Below are 17,275 nucleotides of genomic sequence, written 5' to 3'. Positions count from 1 at the left end.
AATATTAAAATGGACTCGTCATACTCACGCCGTTGTTTTCTGAAACAAGCAGCATTATTGGCTGGAACTTCACCTATTTTACCTTCCTTTACGTCGTTCCCGCGGGCTTCAATGGACGCTGATTTGCCCGATATTCATATCTTTTCGAAGCATCTGCAATTTCTGAATTATACTGATATGGCTGAAGCGGCTGTCAGTATGGGGTTTGCGGGGGTTGATTTAACCGTTCGACCTGGTGGGCACGTAACGCCCGAACGAGTCGAAGAGGATTTGCCAAAAGCAGTTGATGCGCTCAAAAAAGTCGGTTTGGCCCCTAATCTGATGACTACGGCTGTAGGCGATGCTGCCGACCCAATCGATAGGCGGTTGTTGACGGCGGCTTCCAGACTTGGTTTTCGAACGTATCGAATGAAATGGTATCAGTACAGTAAAACAAAAACCATACCTGAAGACATACAGGACTTTCAGCGCCAAATTCATGGGCTTGGCGAACTCAACAGGAGTCTTAGTTTGACAGGATGTTACCAGAATCACGCAGGATTGTTGGTGGGGGCATCAGTTTGGGAAATATGGGAAATCCTTAAGAGCGCTTCCACTGAACAGATGGGGGTTCAGTATGATATCCGGCATGCTACTGTTGAAGGTGGGCAATCCTGGCCAAACGGATTTCGACTGCTTCAGCCTCAAATTAAGTCGATTACGATAAAAGATTTCCAGTGGGAAAAGAAAAAATCAGCTGCTACGTCAGGAAAATGGGATGTGCAGGACGTACCGCTTGGCAACGGAATGATTGACTTTAAATCTTACTTTAACCTGCTTAAAAATAGCAACTTACGCGTTCCGATAACCCTGCACATTGAGTATCCGGTGGGCGGAGCTGAGCATGGTGCCACAAAATTGTCTGTTCCTCAAAACGAGGTTTTTAAGGCAATGAGAAGGGATTTAAGTCGATTAAAGGAGCTATGGCAGTCGGCTTAGCGGAAAACAAAAGACAAAACAAAGCACTTCATCGCCAGCCAAGCTTTTCCTGGGTCCGTACGTCTTTATTGCGTTTTCCTTTCCTCCTTTTCCTTATCTTTGCCCGCAAAACTTCCCTTCATGACATCGCAAACAAAGTACAAACGCATCCTGCTCAAACTGAGCGGGGAGGCTTTGGCGGGGCCTAACGGTTATAACATTGACCCGGCAATTCTAGAAAGATACAGTCAGGAAATTAAACAAGTAGTCGATCTGGGCGTTCAGATAGCCATTGTTATTGGTGGGGGCAACATCTTCCGGGGCGTTTCTGGAGAACGCTCAGGGATAGACCGTGTTCAGGGTGACTACATGGGAATGCTGGCCACCGTAATTAATTGCATGGCGCTTCAAAGTTCACTCGAAAAACACGGTATGTACACCCGGGTTATGTCGGCCATCAAGATGGAGCAGGTCTGCGAACCCTATGTTCGTCGGCGGGCCGTCCGTCATCTTGAGAAAGGGCGGGTTGTGATTTTTGGTGCTGGTACAGGTAATCCGTATTTCACGACCGATTCAACCGCGGCCTTACGGGCTATCGAAGTCGAAGCCGACGTAGTACTCAAAGGCACAAAAGTAAACGGAGTGTATACGGCTGACCCGATGAAAGACAAAACGGCTACGCGGTATACGACCATAACCTTTGCCGACGTTTACGAAAAAAAACTGAGTGTAATGGACCTGACGGCGTTTACATTATGCCAGGAAAACAATTTACCCATCATTGTCTTTAATATGAATGAGCCGGGCAGCCTGCTGCGTTTAATTGAGGGCGATGACAACGTTGGTACCCTTATCACAACGAGTCTATCTTAATGAAGCGTTGTAAAGTCATAGAGTTGTAAAGTGGTTACCGCCTACAGATCTTTAAAACTCTATCACTCTTCAACTTTATAACTTTATAAAAATGGAAGAGATCGAGCTGTTTCTCGACGATGCAAAAGATACGATGGAAAAGGCTCTTAAGCATTTGTCCATCGAACTAACCAAAATTAGGGCTGGAAAAGCCAGCCCTGCCATGCTGGACGGTATTCAGATTGAGTATTATGGGATGTTGTCGCCTTTAAACACGGTGGCTTCTGTTACAACTCCCGATGCCCGCACCATAGCTATCAAGCCATTCGAGAAAAAACTTATTGGTGAGGTTGAAAAGGCTATTCGTAACTCAAATCTTGGGTTGGCTCCCAACAACGATGGTGAATTGATACGACTAAGTATTCCACCTTTAACGGAAGAACGTCGCCGTGACCTCGTTAAAAAAGTAAAGCAAGAGGTTGAAATCGCGAAAGTTAATGTTCGCAATATTCGTAAAGACACAAACGACGACATCCGGAAATTAGTTAAAGATGGTGTATCGGAAGATGCCGTGAAAATGGGAGAGGAACGTGTGCAAAAACTAACAGATGCGTTCATTGCCCGGATTGATGACACGTTTGCCGCGAAAGAGAAAGACATTCTTTCCGTCTAAACCATAGCGAAGTCGGAGACAAACATGAAACTAGCAAAACTAATTGTTGCTGTTGCCCTTGGCTTTCTATCCTGCGAAGGAGGAAGTTTCAAGAAGAAGGACTGCAAAACCTGCGAAACCATTACGTATGGTCTGCAGGGACAGACTGGACGTATCGAAAACAAAGTCTGTGGGAATGACGAAGTTTCGGCATACATCGTCGCCAACACCACCAGCAACAATAGCACAACGGTTGTATCAACTTGTAAGTGATACGTTGTCAGCGACTTCTCTATATATAAAATGGCGTAAAAGCCGTTCATGCTTTGACATGAACGGCTTTTTAGTTAATTCTGATCGCTCCTGCTTTATCTTTGACGATCTCCATCATACCTGATTACGCTCACATGAACAGGGTAAAAAAGCAAACAAGCTGGATTTTTCTCTTCCTTTTTGTCGGCCTGTCAATAGGTCACACAAAAGCGCAAACGTATCGATATAAGGTTACGCAAGGCCAGGGCAATACACAGATTATCAGTAGAGAATCAAGGCCGGGCTCCAACCGTTTCGATCAGGTTGTGAGTACGTTACCTTCTGATGCGGTACAGGGTCGGAAGGCTGGCCGTTTCTTGCTTCCCTATGCACCGGAACCCAAAGGGCAGATTGATATTACACAGTTTGGCACGCAGAAATATTACTCGCCGAATTTTCATTTTTGCATTGACATAGTAGGAAACAAATCTGTAAATGAACGTAAAGCCGCAGGAATTAATACGTTCACAACCTGGTCAGTTAAGCCCGAACATAAGACTCAGCTAGTCTACGGCGATGAGATGATTTACCTGACCGAAAATTTCATTGAACCGTTACGTAATGCAGCCTTTTACTTCTGTACCCTCCAGGAATTTTTCAATCATGCCTGGAACGTAGTGCCTGCTTTGGGGCATGGCGATTTAGCTAATACAAAATACCTTGTTTTCGACATTGAAAGCAGTATGTGGCTGAACGCCGGTAACAGTGAAGAAGGACCGCTGCCGGGTTGGAGAGATGCCGGATATTACTCAAAACAGGGGAGTAGCAATGGAAACTGGCATGATGCAAAAAAGAAAACGATTCAGCTGGAAGGCACAAAAGAAACCGTTACGGTGGAGCAACTGGCAGCACGTGGACAGTCCGTCTGGACGAACGAACTATACACACGTCGCGCCAACCGAATGGCAATTCTGATGGAAGTTGCCCGGCTGAAGGGAAAACCGGGCACAAAAGTAGCAGAGGGTTCGTCGATGGCACAGGGAGAACCACGTGTTGATTTCGAAAAAAATACCGGACTTTTTTTTGAAGGTAGCTGCAACGTAGCGAATGTTGGGGGCGACAGGCAGGGGAACCTTAGGTTCAATAAACCGGGTGGAGGTACCGTTACCATTCGATTCAAGGAAAGCTTTTACGCACACGAAGATTTTAATCAGGCGTATTGGTATCGCTTTGATCCCGAATTCGACCCGTGGGATAAAGAAGCTATTTTCGATCAGAAAAAGCCAGGTACACAGACGTATCAGTACATCTGGAGTAAGATCAAGCCGATCCATATTGTTGGCCTGGAGAAAGGCTATCTTCAGGAGAACCGGCGCTTGATGCGAGCCCGGTCGGGGGGTGTGCGTCCGATGTGGCGTCAGATTGAACCTTGCTACGAGGGTAACTGGCGGGCTCCGTTCGCAGATGTACAGAACATCCGGCGCTATGGTAACGACAATTTCCGCGATACGCCCAAACTATGGCAGCCACCGTATGAACAGTATTCCCGTTACGTTGTCACTCGATTTTTTGCAGGTGATGAGCCTGACTGGGGATTTTATATGTTCCCTATCGATCCGCTTGATATTGTTAAAGAACTAAGCAACCCGGCTGATCCGGATACAAAATCCTACTGGAATTTTTCGCTGCATCCTGTTTCGGCAATGCTGCAGGCCAGGGCCGATCTTCAGCCGTACGAGACGTATTATCCGGGCAGTACGTTGATCGAAGATCCGGAAGTACAGATGAACGAGTCAGGGGGCTTTTTTGCCTACAATGGCGTTGCTGCCGTCAATAATGATGGCGGTAAAGTAGGCCCCAGACGCCCCGCCTACATGCTACGTTACAAACCTGTACCGGGCGGTTGGCGCGTACTGATTATGGGAGGTATGCTGCAAAACTGGGCTGAAGAAAGGACCGATATTGTGCGTGTACCGGGGGGGCAATTGAATGGTAACCGCTTCAAAGTTAAGCTTCGCGGGCCATCGGCACAGGTCTACGAGTTTATGGTCAAGGAAACGGATAAAAATCAGCTTTACGAAGCGCTTCCGGTGGCGGCACCAGCCTGGGAAAAGCCTGGTTACGCAGGCCGTGTAGGAGCGTTTCTGAATAATTGATGTAATAAATAGTTAGTCCTGCGATAGTCTTGCTCGAAATTTATTTGCATATGGCAGAGGACGTAACCATGAATAAGTTATGATGATAGATGCAGAGAACTTGTTGTCTACGTAATGATTTGTACGGTAATTAAAACTAAAAAAATGTGTTACCAGTTAGTAGACAGGGCGTCTAATTGGCATGAATAAGAAGTCTTTTTTACCCGGTCCCTGGACATTGATACTTGCCCTTGCTTTTTTGTTATTCCTGGTCGTTACAAAAACGATATGGGATGTGCTTTGAGCAGGTTGTGCGAATTGTAGAACTATTTTTACCTCGTCTGGCGAACCGCAGCTTTCAGATAATCAAGTGCTGTCCGACTGATGAGTTGAGTATCGATATTCGCTACGCGCTCGCCCCGATGTTCGTAAGGCCAAACCTCCCCCGTCAGTACATCGAAGGTTCCGTACGGCACTAAATCGTATTCTTCATATCCCCAGTATAAAAAATCAGTTGCGTCCGTCAAGGTATCGAACCCTACGGCGTAACCAATCTCTTGCTTAGCGAAAACAACGATGTAGCGCATGCAACCATATACGCAAAAAGAGACAGCACGGTTGCGTTCTGTTTCGTTTTTTTAGCGTATCATCATTGCCAACAATCCACTACTGGTTCGGTCCGTTTTAGACAAAGCCGTATCTTTGAGCTACGTATCGTCTTTACTTTATGAACCAACCAACTTTGTTCCAACGGCTGCGCCCGCATCTTCTTGCGGTGCTGGGGCTTTTGGTGCTGGCAATTATTTATTTCTCGCCAGTACTTTCAGGTAAAACGCTTGCCATGCATGATGTTCAGGAGGCATCGGCAGCGGCCCATGAAATTCGCGAAATAGCCCAGCAAACGGGAGAAAAACCGCTCTGGACTGATGCCTTATTTAGCGGAATGCCCGGCTACATGATTGATTTCTCCTATCCATATATTCTGGTCTACAAAGCGGTTACGGGTGTGGTCAATCTACTGCCCAACACCGCCAGCATTATTTTCGTCGTCATGCTGAGCATGTACGTCTTCCTGATTGTATTAGGCTGTAACTCATGGCTTTCAGCGCTTGGAGCCGCTGCTTACGGACTTGGTACGTTCGGAATCGTTAGTCTGGAAGCGGGGCACGTTTCCAAACTGTTTGCCCTGGGGTACGGAGCCGGTATGTTGGCTGGGGTGATTCTGGCATTACGTGGCCGGCACTGGCTGGGAGCCGCATTGACAGGGTTTTTTCTCTGTATGGAATTTGGTGCCAACCACATCCAGATTACGTATTACCTGTTTATGGCTGCTGGCCTTTACGTTCTTATTGAAGGTATCGCCCTGATCCGGGCGGGTAGAGGTCGTCAGTTGGCGTTTGGCCTGGCAACGCTGGCTCTGGCCGGAGCACTGGCCGCGGGTAGTTTTGGTAAGCGGCTGTTGGTCCTAAATCAGTATACCAAAGAAACCATTCGGGGCAAGTCGGAACTGACGGCAAAAACAACAAATCCGGATGGAAAGTCACCCAGTAGTGAATCGAAAGGCGGCCTGGATAAAGATTATGCTTTTGCTTACAGTTATGGCAAGGCCGAAACCCTTACGTTGCTGATTCCGAACGTATACGGTGGTGGTTCGGCGGGTGGATTGAGTACTGATTCGGAGTTATACAAAGCGATGGTGAACCGGGGGATCGATCCGGGAGCGGCCAAACAACTGGTCGAGCAGGGATTTCCTACATACTGGGGTGATCAGCCAATATTAGGCGGGCCTGCGTATGCCGGGGCTGCGTTGCTCTTCCTGTTTGTACTGGGCATGTTTGTTATTCGAGGGTCAATCCGCTGGTGGTTATTAAGTGCCACTTTGCTGATGGTTATGTTAGCCTGGGGAAAGAACTTCCTGTTTTTCAATGAGTTGTTGTTTGATTATCTGCCCTACCTAAACAAGTTTCGGGCAATGACTATGGCGCTCTGTCTGGCTCAGTTATTTATGGCTGCCGGAGCCGCCCTTGGTATTCAAACCATCGTTAGTGAGAAGCTGACACTGGCACAGCTCAAACAATCGCTCTTTATTAGCTTAGGGCTTACGGCAGGCGTAGCACTGCTTCTGGCTGTAGTGGGCGGGGCTTTTTTCGCGTTTCAGCGCCCAAACGACATCAATATTTTATCTCAGATTTTTGGTGATGCGGGTAAGGATTTCCTGGCACCCCTTATCAGCGACCGGCAGAGTATGCTACGTTCCGATGGGTTTCGATCTGTTATTCTCATCGTATTGGCGGCCGGCACGCTCTGGTTATTTCTGACCAATAAAATCAAAGCAGCGGTATTCTATCCGCTGCTATTTGCCATTGTGGTATTCGACTTATTTGCCGTTGACAAGCGATTTTTGAACAGCGCCGATTTTGTGACGAAGGCAGAAGCCAGCACACCCTTTGTGGCAACGGCCGCCGATGAGCAGATTTTGCAGGATAAATCGTTGGGGTACCGCGTATTCGATCAAACGGGCTCGTTCATGGAAACAAACCGGACGTCTTATTTTCACCGTTCGGTGGGCGGTTATAACACAACCCGGCTCCGGCGATACAATGAGTTGATTACACATGCGTTTCAGCCCAATTTTTTGAATATCCTGAATATGCTGAACGCCAAATACGTGATACGTCCGGCAGAACCCGATCCGGCTAATCCGCAACAGCAACCCACCGGGCCAGTGGCTTTGCCGAACCCAAACGTAATGGGGGCTGCCTGGTTCGTTAAGCATGTGCAGCAAGTCAACAATGCCGACGAAGAAATGGCGGTTATGAAAACATTGAGCACGCGAGACTCGGCCGTTGTTGATAAACAATTTGCCACTCAGTTAGGCAGTTTACCCGCTACAATGGATCATACCGGTAGCACAATCCAGTTGACGAGTTATCGTCCCGATAAACTTATATATCAGGCAAATGCTGCCCGGGATGGATTAGCCATTTTTTCAGAAGTCTATTACCGGGGGCACGAAGATTGGCAGGCGTTTATTGATGGAAAACCAGCTCCACATTTGCGGGCTAATTACGTATTACGCGCCATGCGGATTCCGGCTGGAAAGCACACAATAGAATTCCGATTCGACCCGCCCCTGGCTCGTACTGGCGATACTATCGATCTGATTTGTAACGTATTACTGATTGCGCTGATCGGATTTGTAATTTTCCGGGAAGGACGCGGGCGTCAATCTCATCCGGTGCCCGAACCTGAGCCAGTTACACCAACACCTACAACATCAGAAGGCTTAAAACCAATTCAGCGCCATACGAAGTCCAAAACAAAATAGCCCGCATTCCACTAAAAAGCCCTGCACATTCAGAATGTGCAGGGCTTTTTAGTGGAATGCGCTCAGGATTTAGGCTTTTTCTCTGGTTTAGTAGCTGCAGTAGGTTTGCTCTTTGGTTTAGGTCGTGTATTGCCGTACGATCCACTGGCAATCTTGCCTTTGCGGGATTTTTTATCGCCTTTGCCCATAGTTACTGGTTCGTTTAGGGTAGAAAGATTTATTTATTACTTGAAAATGCCTTCATTTGTTTGATTCATCTTTGCTCCACGGAAGCATCTGGCAATAGATGAAAGGCAATCCCTGAGAATAAAAACATGAATAGTTTGCAACGAATACGTCAGTAAGCGGGTCAGTAGTATAAATCCTCTTTATTTCGTTTATGAATCGCCTGCAATCGTTTCTTTACCTGTGGCTCCTCGGGCTTTTGCTTCTGGCAAGCTGCGACAAGACCAACGTAAAACCTGAAATCATTACTATGCAAATTGCTGACCATACGCAGGACTGTGTTGGGGTCGGTCCTCAAAAATGTTTGCTGGTTAAACAGGATGGTGATACGGACTGGAAATTTTTTTACACCAGAATTGAGGGTTTTACCTACGAGCCAGGCTATGAGTATAAATTGCTCGTGAAGCGGGAGCCAATAAAAAATCCGCCAGCCGATGGGGCCAGCCTTCGCTATACACTGGTTGACATGCTGGAAAAAAATAAAACGTAGGTTCAATACAAATCGGCCCGTTTCTAAGGTAGAAACGGGCCGATTTGTATTGGGCGTCTAGCTGAAGACTATCCAGGGGAACTACAGATATGGAGCTTAATTCAGCTCGACCATCGCTTTGATAACGCCATTTGCCGGATCAAGCCAACTGGCGAACGTAGCGCCAACCTCGCCGAACGTAACGCGGTGAGTAATATAGGTTGTTGGGTCAACCAGGCCTTTTTTCAGACTCGAAATTACATGCTCGAAATCCTGACGGGTAGCGTTCCGACTGCTCATCAACGTAGCTTCGCGCTTGTGAAATTCGGGATGACTTACGCAAATCTCGCCTTTCTGAAGGCCAACCAATACGTAGCGAGCGCCGTGTGCCATATATTGAAAACTGTTGTTAATGGCTTTCAGACTGCCTGTTGCGTCGATTACCACGGTTGGCATATCACCATTGGTGATTGTCCGAAGTTGATCTGCTACGTCGGGAGCCAGGGCGTTGACGGTATGAGGAACCTTTAGTTTGTTCTGACAGAACGCCAGTCGGGATTCATTAATATCCATCGCAATTACGTTGCCGCCTGCAATCCGGGCAAACTCCATAATTCCCAGCCCGATCGGGCCTGCCCCCACCACCAGGACAAACTCACCCGGCTGGACATCTGCCCGACGAACGCCATGAGCACCAATGGCCAGAGGCTCTACCAGCGCCAGTGCATCAACGCTCAACCCTTCGCCATGCACCAGCGAGTAGGAGGGAACGGACAGATACTCAACCATGCCACCGTCGATATGTACGCCACTCACCTGTAGGTTTGTGCAGCAGTTGGGCTTACCCGATCGGCAGGCAATGCACGTACCACAATTGAAGTAAGGAATGAACGTAACGGTTTCGCCCGGCAAAAAACCAGGAGCGCCATCGGCTTCGATGAGTTCGCCGGCTAGCTCGTGCCCAAGAATTCGAGGGTAAGCAAAATATGGCTGAGTGCCTTCGTATGCATGCAGGTCCGTCCCGCAAATGCCAATACGTTTAATCTGGATAATAGCCCGGCCAGGAGCCGACGTCGGTTTAACGCCTTGCTTATAATCGAATTGGCCCGGTGTTGTACATACTAACGTGTTCATAGAAAAAAAGAAAAAACTTACCGAAGGCTCCACATGGCGCATAACACGCTTTGGAAAAAACTTCGGTAAGTTTAAGAAATACTACCAACCTATTCACTATTCATTATTTCAATGGATCAAATGTGCCCCCCCACGTTGTATTCTGAATGAGTTTGGGGTTGTTGTCGATGGCAGATTGTGGTATGGCAAAGAAATAATATTCCGGTTTCCAGTTGACGGCATACTTCGTGTCAAGCTGTTTGAATGCCAGCGTAAAATAATCGGTGTAAGCCTTTTCCAGACTGACGTTGTCGCGTGTGGTTGCGAAGTCGGCCGGTACGCCCGTTGTTTTCAAGTTGATCGTGACACCAGTCCGACGGGTACCGTTCAGCGTTTTTTCGATTAGTTTCCAGCGACGAAGGTCCCAGAATCGTTTTCCTTCGAAAGCAAATTCAATTTGCCGCTCGTACAGAATGGCGTCGAATAACTCGGCACGGGTCATGTTAGCTTTCAGTCCGTATAGTCCATCAGTACCGGCTTCAATGCCCGCCCGTTTGCGGATGGCTTTCAACTGCGTGTATGCTTCATCCAGTTTATTCACACCAACGGCACTTTCGGCCAGGTTCAACAATACTTCGGCAAAGCGAATCTCAATCCAGTCTGTCCCCGAATACTGAACTTCGCTGATCGCTGGGGCAGGGTTAATGGCTTTGCGTGTGTAAAAACCAGTATTCGTCGCTTTAGGCTCTACGGTTTTTCCGCCCGCAAAATAAGTCCACAGCTTGTAGTTGCTGTTGCCGTTCAGCGGCCAGGTTACCCCATTGTAAGCAATTGTCTTATCAAAACGAGGATCACGATTTTTGAAAAACAACTGATCGGTGTACGCATACTTCGTCGATTCGCCTGGTTTTTTGCCGTCCAGCATCGGAAACGCTTTAACCATTTCCCAGGATGGCTGGTTTGAACCTCCGCTTGTTCCTGTGTAAGATGGGCGCGTTGCGTTGTCATAGCCGTTATTTTTCCGGGCCTGATCGGAGGTCGTTGTATTATACCCCGTTACGAGTACAGCTTCCGGATTGTTGACTTCCTGAAACCACAACTGATCGAATGAACTGTTTAAACCATACCCGTTGGCTGTCAGCAGATCATACGCCTGTTTGTTGGCATCGTACGAAGCCTGCCATTTCGTTACGTCGTCCGTTGGGTTAAACTGCGGACTGGCCGCCGTGAGCAGAACACGACCCTTAAATGCCGCTGCCGATCCCTTCGTGATACGTCCCCAGTCGTTCGTAGAAGCCCACTTGCCAGGAACCGATGCAATCGTCGAATCCAGATCTTTAACAATCAGGGCAAAACTCTCTGCGGTGGTATTACGGGGTAAAAATGCCTGGTCTCGCGCTTCGACGCCTACAGCCGCCAGTGGAGTCAAGACCATGGGCACCCCACCATACAAACGGACCAGATCGAAATAGCGCCAGGCCCGGAAAAACTGTGCCTGCGCCCGAAGTTTGTTCTTCGTAAAGCGAGGTAGCGATCCGCCATTAACGTCATTCAGGAACATATTGATGACCCGAATTTTACCGTAGTTGTTCGTTGCGTCGAGCTTCGTACCAAAATCACCGACTTCGTTGACGAGCAGTGTTCCTTCCAGCAGTTTGCTTTCGCCAAACGATTCGTCCGACAGGGTAGTAACACTCGGATTGCCTGGTCCTAAGCTTGAAATCCCGGCGGGGAGGTTCTGGTCGTAGATGTAATCGAGGTTCATCTGCGTAAGCGTCGAATCGTTAAAGATCAGCGCCCCGTTGGTCGAACTCAGATCGGTTTTGTCGAGTACCTTCATGCAGCCTGTCAACGCAAGCGACGAACAGAAGGCAGCCAGGAATTTATGGGATAGTTTCATTGGATCAGATGGAGGTTTACAAACCAAGATTTAAGCCTAGCGAGAAGGAACGTAGTACGGGATACGTATTGTAAGGACCTGAATACGATTTGTAATCGTATGGGTTGTACAGGTTAAGCGGGTTCGTTGCCACCATGTATACCCGAACGTTGCTCATGCCCAGTTTACTGGCCACACGGGCAGGCAAACCATACGACAGGTTGAAGTTCCGGACAGCTACCTGCGTTGAGCTTCTGAACCAGAAATCCGAAGGGACGGTATACGTATCTTTGTAATAAGGGCTTGGATACGTAGCGTTTGGATTTTCGGGAGTCCAGTGATTAGCCCAGAAAGCAGGTCGGTTGGAGGTTGCCGTGGCTTGTGACTTCGCATCGCCCTCTACGGCATCCTGACCACCGAACGAACCGCTGATAACAGCCGCCATTGAGAAGTTCTTGTAAGTCGTGCTGAAATTGAAGCCGAATCCGTAGTGGTTGTTGGCTTTGCGCGTCAGGAACTGCATGTCGGCGTCGGTGATTTTACCGTCCGGTGCGGTGTATTGACCTGATGCATCCTTCGGTCCGCGAACATCTTCGTAATACAGCATACCTGGCTTCGGTACCGCTCCGAAGAGTGTGTAGCCGGGATTTTTCTCCAGATACGCGTCTACGTCCTGCTGGGTCCGGAACATACCCAGGTATTTATATCCCTGGAAACCCATATCCGACGATTTACCGAGAGGGTCTTCATACGTGCCCATTTTACCTTTTTCGACGTCAATTTTGATTTGCTTGTTATCGTTCCAGGTAAGGAACGTATTGACTTTATACGACCAGTCGTTGGTAATCTTGTCGCTCCATCCGAACGAAAGTTCCGTTCCAAAACCGTCCACAATTGCGAAGTTTTCGGAAGGCAACGTAGCACCAACAACCAGCGGAACCGACGAGGTCAGAGCCGTCAGCATGTTGTAACGGTGATCGTAGAAAGCGTCCAACGTAACCGAGAGCCTGTTTTTCAGGAACTGTGCATCCAGTCCGATGTTGTACTTTGTGTTGTTATCCCACTGCGCCAGACGGTTGGCCATCGCGTTGTTGGGTGTTACTACCAGCGGACGGTTTGAGTTACCGCCAAATACGGCCCCTTTTCCGGTCTGGATCGAATAGCTTGTCAGCCAGTTATACGGTTTTGTCGCATCGCCACCCATGAAACCTAACGAACCGCGTAGTTTCAGGAAGTCAACCCAGCGAACGTTGTTGCGGAAGAAAGGCTCTTCAGAAATCACCCAGCCCAGCGAGAACGACGGGAACAGACCCCAGCGATATTCAGGCGCAAACTTGGTCGAGGCATCGTACCGGATAGCCGTTTCGAACAGGTATTTGTTGGCGTAGTTGTAATTGATCCGACCGGCATACGACAGGAAGCCCGCTTCGGTTTCGGTTTCGGAGGCCGACTGGGTACCCGTCGCGTAACGCATATTATCCAGACCGCCAATGATAACACCTTCAGCCATAGCCGCTACCTGATCGGAGTGGGTTTCGGCCTGTTCGAAGAAGGCAATCGCCGATATCTGGTGCTTGCCAAACTGATTGTCGTAATTCAGGTACCCGTTAAACTGATACGTATCAACATAGCCTGGGTTGATCCGGACCCGGTCGCCGTTGTTCAGCGGAACGATTTTCAGAACATCGCCCCCGTAAATGTGCTTGTGGTCGCCAAGCATCGAGAAGCTATACGTATTATACCACGTACCGTATTGTTTGCCGAAGCTATTGTCGAACGTACGGCTGTACAGAACACGGGCTTTCAAACCTTTGACAAACGGAATTGAATAGTCCAGATTGGCCGTTACGTTCAGACCGCTGGTGCGGGTCTGGGTATAGTTGTTGGATTTCTGAATTTCGAAAAAATGGAACGCATTGAAGTCGTTGGTACCACCGTTCGCCAGCAGAACTGGTAACCCATTAACGTAAGGCGGATTGAACTGGGACGTATATAGCAGACTTTTCATGTCGTTTTCCGCGCTTTCGCCACCCTGCTTCAGGTAATACATACGCTTGTTCGACAGATCACCGCTCAGCGACAGAGCCGCTTTCAGATTCCGGGTCACCTGCATATCGGCGCTGGCACGGAACGTCCATTTGCTCGAATTGATATTGTCGAAATTAGCGTCCTGAGCATTGTACGAAGCTCCCGCGAAAAACGTAGCCTTGTCGCTACCACCACTCACGTTCAACGCATGACGCACAACGGTAGAAGGTTTCCAGGCCTCACGCAACCAGTTCGTATTGTTGTTTCTGAAATATTCCAGTTCGTCCGGCGAGTAAATAAGCGGATCGGTTAGCGGCCTGCCCGCTGCAATGTTCATATCATTCAGATACGTCGCCTGCTCGTAGCCGTTCATCATCTTGGGCAACGTAGCATCCGAAATACCGGTTGAGCCACTGTAGCTGAATTTGGGCGTACCGGCCTTACCGCGCTTGGTCGTTACGACAACAACACCCTGGTTAGAGCGTGCGCCATAAATAGCAGCAGCAGCATCTTTCAGTACCGAAATTGCGTCAACTTCCGATACGTCCAGTGCGTTGAAATCCTCTTCCGAACGCACTACGTTATCAATAACGTAGAGAGGACGTAGCGTTCCTCCGTCTTTGGCTAATACGACAGGATTCCGAACCGTAATCTGGGCTGCTTCGCCCGGACGGCTCGTGCCGCCTGAAACGCCTACACCCGGCAGTTGACCCGTCAGCGCTGCGGATAAGCTGTTAACCGGCAGATCCTGCACTGATTTCATGTCTACCGAAGCAACGGCACCGGTCAGGCTAACCTTCTTCTGAACGCCGTAACCCACAACGACTACCTCGCTCAGCGCTGCTGCATCTTCTTCCAATTGAATAGCCACCGCCGTGCGTCCGTTCATCTGAACTTCCTGGGTTTTGAAACCGATATAGCTGAAGATCAGCGTTTCGTTTCCTTTCGGCAGATTCAGTCGAAACGTGCCCTGAATATCGGTAACAGTTCCCGTTTTAGTTCCTTTAATTAATACGTTTACACCCGGTAAGGTCTGACCTTTAGCGTCTTTCACCGTCCCGGTTACGTTTTCCAGCGGGGCCATTGGGCCAGCCGAAACCATTACGGTATTCCGGCCTTCTTTTTCTGCGTAGCAGACCTTTTCGGTCACACCACTCAGAACCAACGCGCAGACCAGGTTGGCAGTGCTGGCGAAGAGTTTAGGTTGTTTATTTCGTAGAGCCAGGAGCATAATTGTTTAGGCAATTAGAAGTTGAAGCAAAAAGGTGTCCGTTATAAAGGTTACGTAAAAGTTATTCGGGCTTATTTGCCGGATTTAGCGGCTTCTTTCTCTCGGGCGATACGTTCTTCCCATTCTTTGCTCGCCTTTTTCATGTCGATACCAGCCGCCGAGAGGTAATTATTAATACGTCCTTTGTATTTGCCGAACGTAGCGTGTTTCCGCTCCGACGAGCCTTCATCCATGGCTCGCTCGCGGGCTTCGGTCAAATAAGTCAGGATCTGCTGTTTTTGCTCATTGGTCAAATTCGGGAGCATCGCCTGATAACCTTTGTAAGTGATGGGCAATACGCCGTAGGTCATACCATCCTTAACCTGCTCAATCTGCTGCGAAGTTAAATCGCGGGCGAGCGTAGTTAAGTACGAGCTATGCAGAGCAGCCAGTTTTGCGCTTGCTTCCGTTTCAATTACTTCTTTCTGGGATGCATCGGTCAGCTTTGCCAGCGCTTCTTTCCGGTTATCATGAATAGCATTCAAATCCTGATATTGCTTTGCTATAGCTTCCTGAACGCGGGCCAAGATCTGCGAATCACTGATTCCTAACGTAGCGGCAATTTTGGCGGCCCGTTCGTTAACGACCCGTGTATACGTTGCTTCTTTGCTCTGCGTCTGTTGATCCTGCGCCTGGCTATAGGCTACGCTGGTAAAAGCGATCAGGGAGCTCAGCAAGAGGTTTTTTGGTGTCATTTTCATGATTAAATCGTAAAATCTTAGAATTCTTGCCTGCTGGATCGCTCCTGAACAAACGGACGAAATAGCGCTGTTAATCGGGTGTGAAAAGGAGATAAAACCGAGAATTAACAATACTTTTCTATAACACACTACAAAAATATAGTACATTTTATGGGCAGGGCTGCATTTTTTTGTCAATTTATTATAGGAAATTATCATAGAATAAATTGGAATTATCTGCGTTGATTCGATTAAGTTTGTATAATTATTGCCAGAGCGGTTTGGGCTATATGTAGAAGGCGGAAAACACACGGGGAAATAGGCCTCAAGGCGTCCGCAAACCCATTTCAAACTGGTGATACCAATCAGTCAGCGTTTACTCAGTACCTCGATAGAATAGCCTACTCAATACCATGAAGCCCTTATTTCGAAAAGTGACGGCCAGACTCGAAAATTCTTTTACAGTCCGGCACGATATTTTACCTCATTTTAAGAACATATGGCATTACCATCCCGAACTGGAACTCCATTATATCCTCAAAGGCGAAGGGGTCCGGTTCATCGGTGATAAGATCAGTAATTTTTCTCCCGGTGAAATCGTCTTCGTGGGCGAGAATTTACCCCACACCTGGCGTAGTAATGAGGAGTATTTTTACAATGATCCCGATCTGAATATCGAGGTTATTGTTATTCAGTTTTTGCCCGATTGCCTGGGAGAGGATCTGCTGAAGCTGCCCGAAGCGTATTTGATTCCCAAGCTTTTTGAAAAAGCAAAAAGCGGCATGGTAATTAACGGCCGAGCCAACGCAAAATTGGCTGATCTGATGCATCAGGCCCTCACGGCCAGTAATCTTGACAAGATCATCATTCTGCTGTCAATTCTGAAAACACTGGCCGAAACAGATGAATATGAGCCGATTGTTAATGGGCGTACGGTGTTCTATCAATCGAATGAAACAGATTCACTACGTCTGAACACGGTTTGTAGCTATACCTTAACAAACTACAAAAAAGAGATAACCCTGGAAGAGATTTCAGCCATCAGTAATCTGAGTGTTACGTCTTTCTGCCGTTATTTCAAATTAATGACGAACAAGACGTATTATGATTTTCTGATTGAGATCCGGATTAGTCATGCCTGCCGGGCGCTGATTGAGGACAAGATTCCGACTGAAGTAATCTGTTTTGACTGCGGCTTTAATAACGTGTCGAATTTCTACCGTCATTTCAAAAAAGTTACCGGACTTACTCCGCTGGAGTATAAGCGCCAGTATCTGAACAAATCGAAATCGCTGCTAACCAAAGTTGCTGCTGTGTAAGTATTAATAAAACAGAAGGCTCATACAAATTTGTTACGTAATGCCGAATCGGATCAGGTACACCTGCCGTTTCGGCATTATGCTTTAGAAACCCTTTAAAATTACGACTTCCGCAT

At 48.0% G+C, this 17,275-nt stretch carries 15 protein-coding genes; 9 read left to right on the top strand and 6 right to left on the bottom strand.

Annotated features, from left to right (window positions below; genetic code table 11):
* Positions 1 to 57: 57 nt before the first annotated feature.
* The 5 genes from ACOJS8_RS11790 (at position 58) to ACOJS8_RS11770 (ending at position 4,869) form a co-directional block, all read left to right on the top strand.
* Complete coding sequence (locus ACOJS8_RS11790) at positions 58 to 978, top strand: sugar phosphate isomerase/epimerase family protein (RefSeq protein ID WP_420148739.1); 921 nt, start codon at positions 58 to 60, stop codon at positions 976 to 978.
* Between the two features lie 120 nt (positions 979 to 1,098).
* Positions 1,099 to 1,830 (top strand): UMP kinase, encoded by a 732-nt coding sequence (pyrH, locus tag ACOJS8_RS11785; protein WP_420148738.1) that lies wholly within the window; start codon positions 1,099 to 1,101, stop codon positions 1,828 to 1,830.
* A 91-nt stretch (positions 1,831 to 1,921) separates the two neighbouring features.
* On the top strand, positions 1,922 to 2,482 hold the full coding sequence (gene frr / locus ACOJS8_RS11780; protein ID WP_420148737.1) for a ribosome recycling factor: 561 nt from the start codon (positions 1,922 to 1,924) through the stop codon (positions 2,480 to 2,482).
* A 24-nt stretch (positions 2,483 to 2,506) separates the two neighbouring features.
* The gene (locus tag ACOJS8_RS11775) at positions 2,507 to 2,734 is read left to right on the top strand and encodes a hypothetical protein (RefSeq protein WP_420148736.1); all 228 of its coding nucleotides are present in this window, start codon (positions 2,507 to 2,509) and stop codon (positions 2,732 to 2,734) included.
* Between the two features lie 134 nt (positions 2,735 to 2,868).
* The gene (locus ACOJS8_RS11770; protein ID WP_420148735.1) at positions 2,869 to 4,869 is read left to right on the top strand and encodes a hypothetical protein; all 2,001 of its coding nucleotides are present in this window, start codon (positions 2,869 to 2,871) and stop codon (positions 4,867 to 4,869) included.
* 311 nt (positions 4,870 to 5,180) lie between these two features.
* On the opposite strand, the gene ACOJS8_RS11765 is transcribed toward ACOJS8_RS11770, so the two are convergent.
* Entirely contained in the window at positions 5,181 to 5,435 is a 255-nt protein-coding gene (locus tag ACOJS8_RS11765; RefSeq protein ID WP_420148734.1) for a hypothetical protein, read from the bottom strand.
* Between the two features lie 140 nt (positions 5,436 to 5,575).
* On the opposite strand from ACOJS8_RS11765, the gene ACOJS8_RS11760 reads away from it, so the two are divergent.
* Positions 5,576 to 8,176 carry a hypothetical protein gene (locus ACOJS8_RS11760; protein ID WP_420148733.1) on the top strand — a complete coding sequence of 867 codons (2,601 nt, stop codon included), beginning with the start codon at positions 5,576 to 5,578 and terminating at the stop codon, positions 8,174 to 8,176.
* Between the two features lie 62 nt (positions 8,177 to 8,238).
* Here ACOJS8_RS11760 and ACOJS8_RS11755 read toward each other — a convergent pair whose 3' ends face one another.
* Positions 8,239 to 8,364 (bottom strand): 30S ribosomal protein THX, encoded by a 126-nt coding sequence (locus ACOJS8_RS11755; protein ID WP_420148732.1) that lies wholly within the window; start codon positions 8,362 to 8,364, stop codon positions 8,239 to 8,241.
* A gap of 191 nt (positions 8,365 to 8,555) precedes the next feature.
* Between ACOJS8_RS11755 and ACOJS8_RS11750 the strand changes: the two genes are divergently transcribed.
* A complete protein-coding gene (locus ACOJS8_RS11750) occupies positions 8,556 to 8,891 on the top strand; it encodes a DUF4377 domain-containing protein (protein WP_420148731.1) in 336 nt (111 codons plus the stop codon).
* A 96-nt stretch (positions 8,892 to 8,987) separates the two neighbouring features.
* Here the strand turns inward: ACOJS8_RS11750 and ACOJS8_RS11745 are convergent, their stop codons facing one another.
* From ACOJS8_RS11745 to ACOJS8_RS11735, 3 genes are all read right to left on the bottom strand, one after another.
* Positions 8,988 to 10,004, bottom strand: coding sequence for a zinc-binding alcohol dehydrogenase family protein (locus tag ACOJS8_RS11745; RefSeq protein WP_420148730.1), 1,017 nt, complete (start codon positions 10,002 to 10,004; stop codon positions 8,988 to 8,990).
* 103 nt (positions 10,005 to 10,107) lie between these two features.
* The gene (locus tag ACOJS8_RS11740) at positions 10,108 to 11,883 is read right to left on the bottom strand and encodes a RagB/SusD family nutrient uptake outer membrane protein (RefSeq protein WP_420148729.1); all 1,776 of its coding nucleotides are present in this window, start codon (positions 11,881 to 11,883) and stop codon (positions 10,108 to 10,110) included.
* A gap of 16 nt (positions 11,884 to 11,899) precedes the next feature.
* Positions 11,900 to 14,974: a SusC/RagA family TonB-linked outer membrane protein gene (locus ACOJS8_RS11735; RefSeq protein WP_420148754.1), complete on the bottom strand. Its 3,075-nt coding sequence runs from the start codon at positions 14,972 to 14,974 to the stop codon at positions 11,900 to 11,902.
* On the opposite strand from ACOJS8_RS11735, the gene ACOJS8_RS11730 reads away from it, so the two are divergent.
* Entirely contained in the window at positions 14,924 to 15,109 is a 186-nt protein-coding gene (locus tag ACOJS8_RS11730; protein ID WP_420148753.1) for a hypothetical protein, read from the top strand. The two genes, ACOJS8_RS11735 and ACOJS8_RS11730, sit on opposite strands and share 51 nt — an antisense overlap.
* Before the next feature lie 83 nt (positions 15,110 to 15,192).
* Here the strand turns inward: ACOJS8_RS11730 and ACOJS8_RS11725 are convergent, their stop codons facing one another.
* A complete protein-coding gene (locus ACOJS8_RS11725) occupies positions 15,193 to 15,861 on the bottom strand; it encodes a DUF3826 domain-containing protein (protein WP_420148728.1) in 669 nt (222 codons plus the stop codon).
* A 392-nt stretch (positions 15,862 to 16,253) separates the two neighbouring features.
* Here ACOJS8_RS11725 and ACOJS8_RS11720 point away from each other — a divergent pair, with 392 nt between their 5' ends.
* Positions 16,254 to 17,159, top strand: coding sequence for an AraC family transcriptional regulator (locus ACOJS8_RS11720; protein ID WP_420148727.1), 906 nt, complete (start codon positions 16,254 to 16,256; stop codon positions 17,157 to 17,159).
* Positions 17,160 to 17,275 lie beyond the last annotated feature (116 nt).

The organism is Spirosoma sp., assembly GCF_048594605.1.
Classification (GTDB): Bacteria; Bacteroidota; Bacteroidia; order Cytophagales; family Spirosomataceae; genus Spirosoma.
This window is presented reverse-complemented; position numbering and strand designations above follow the sequence as displayed.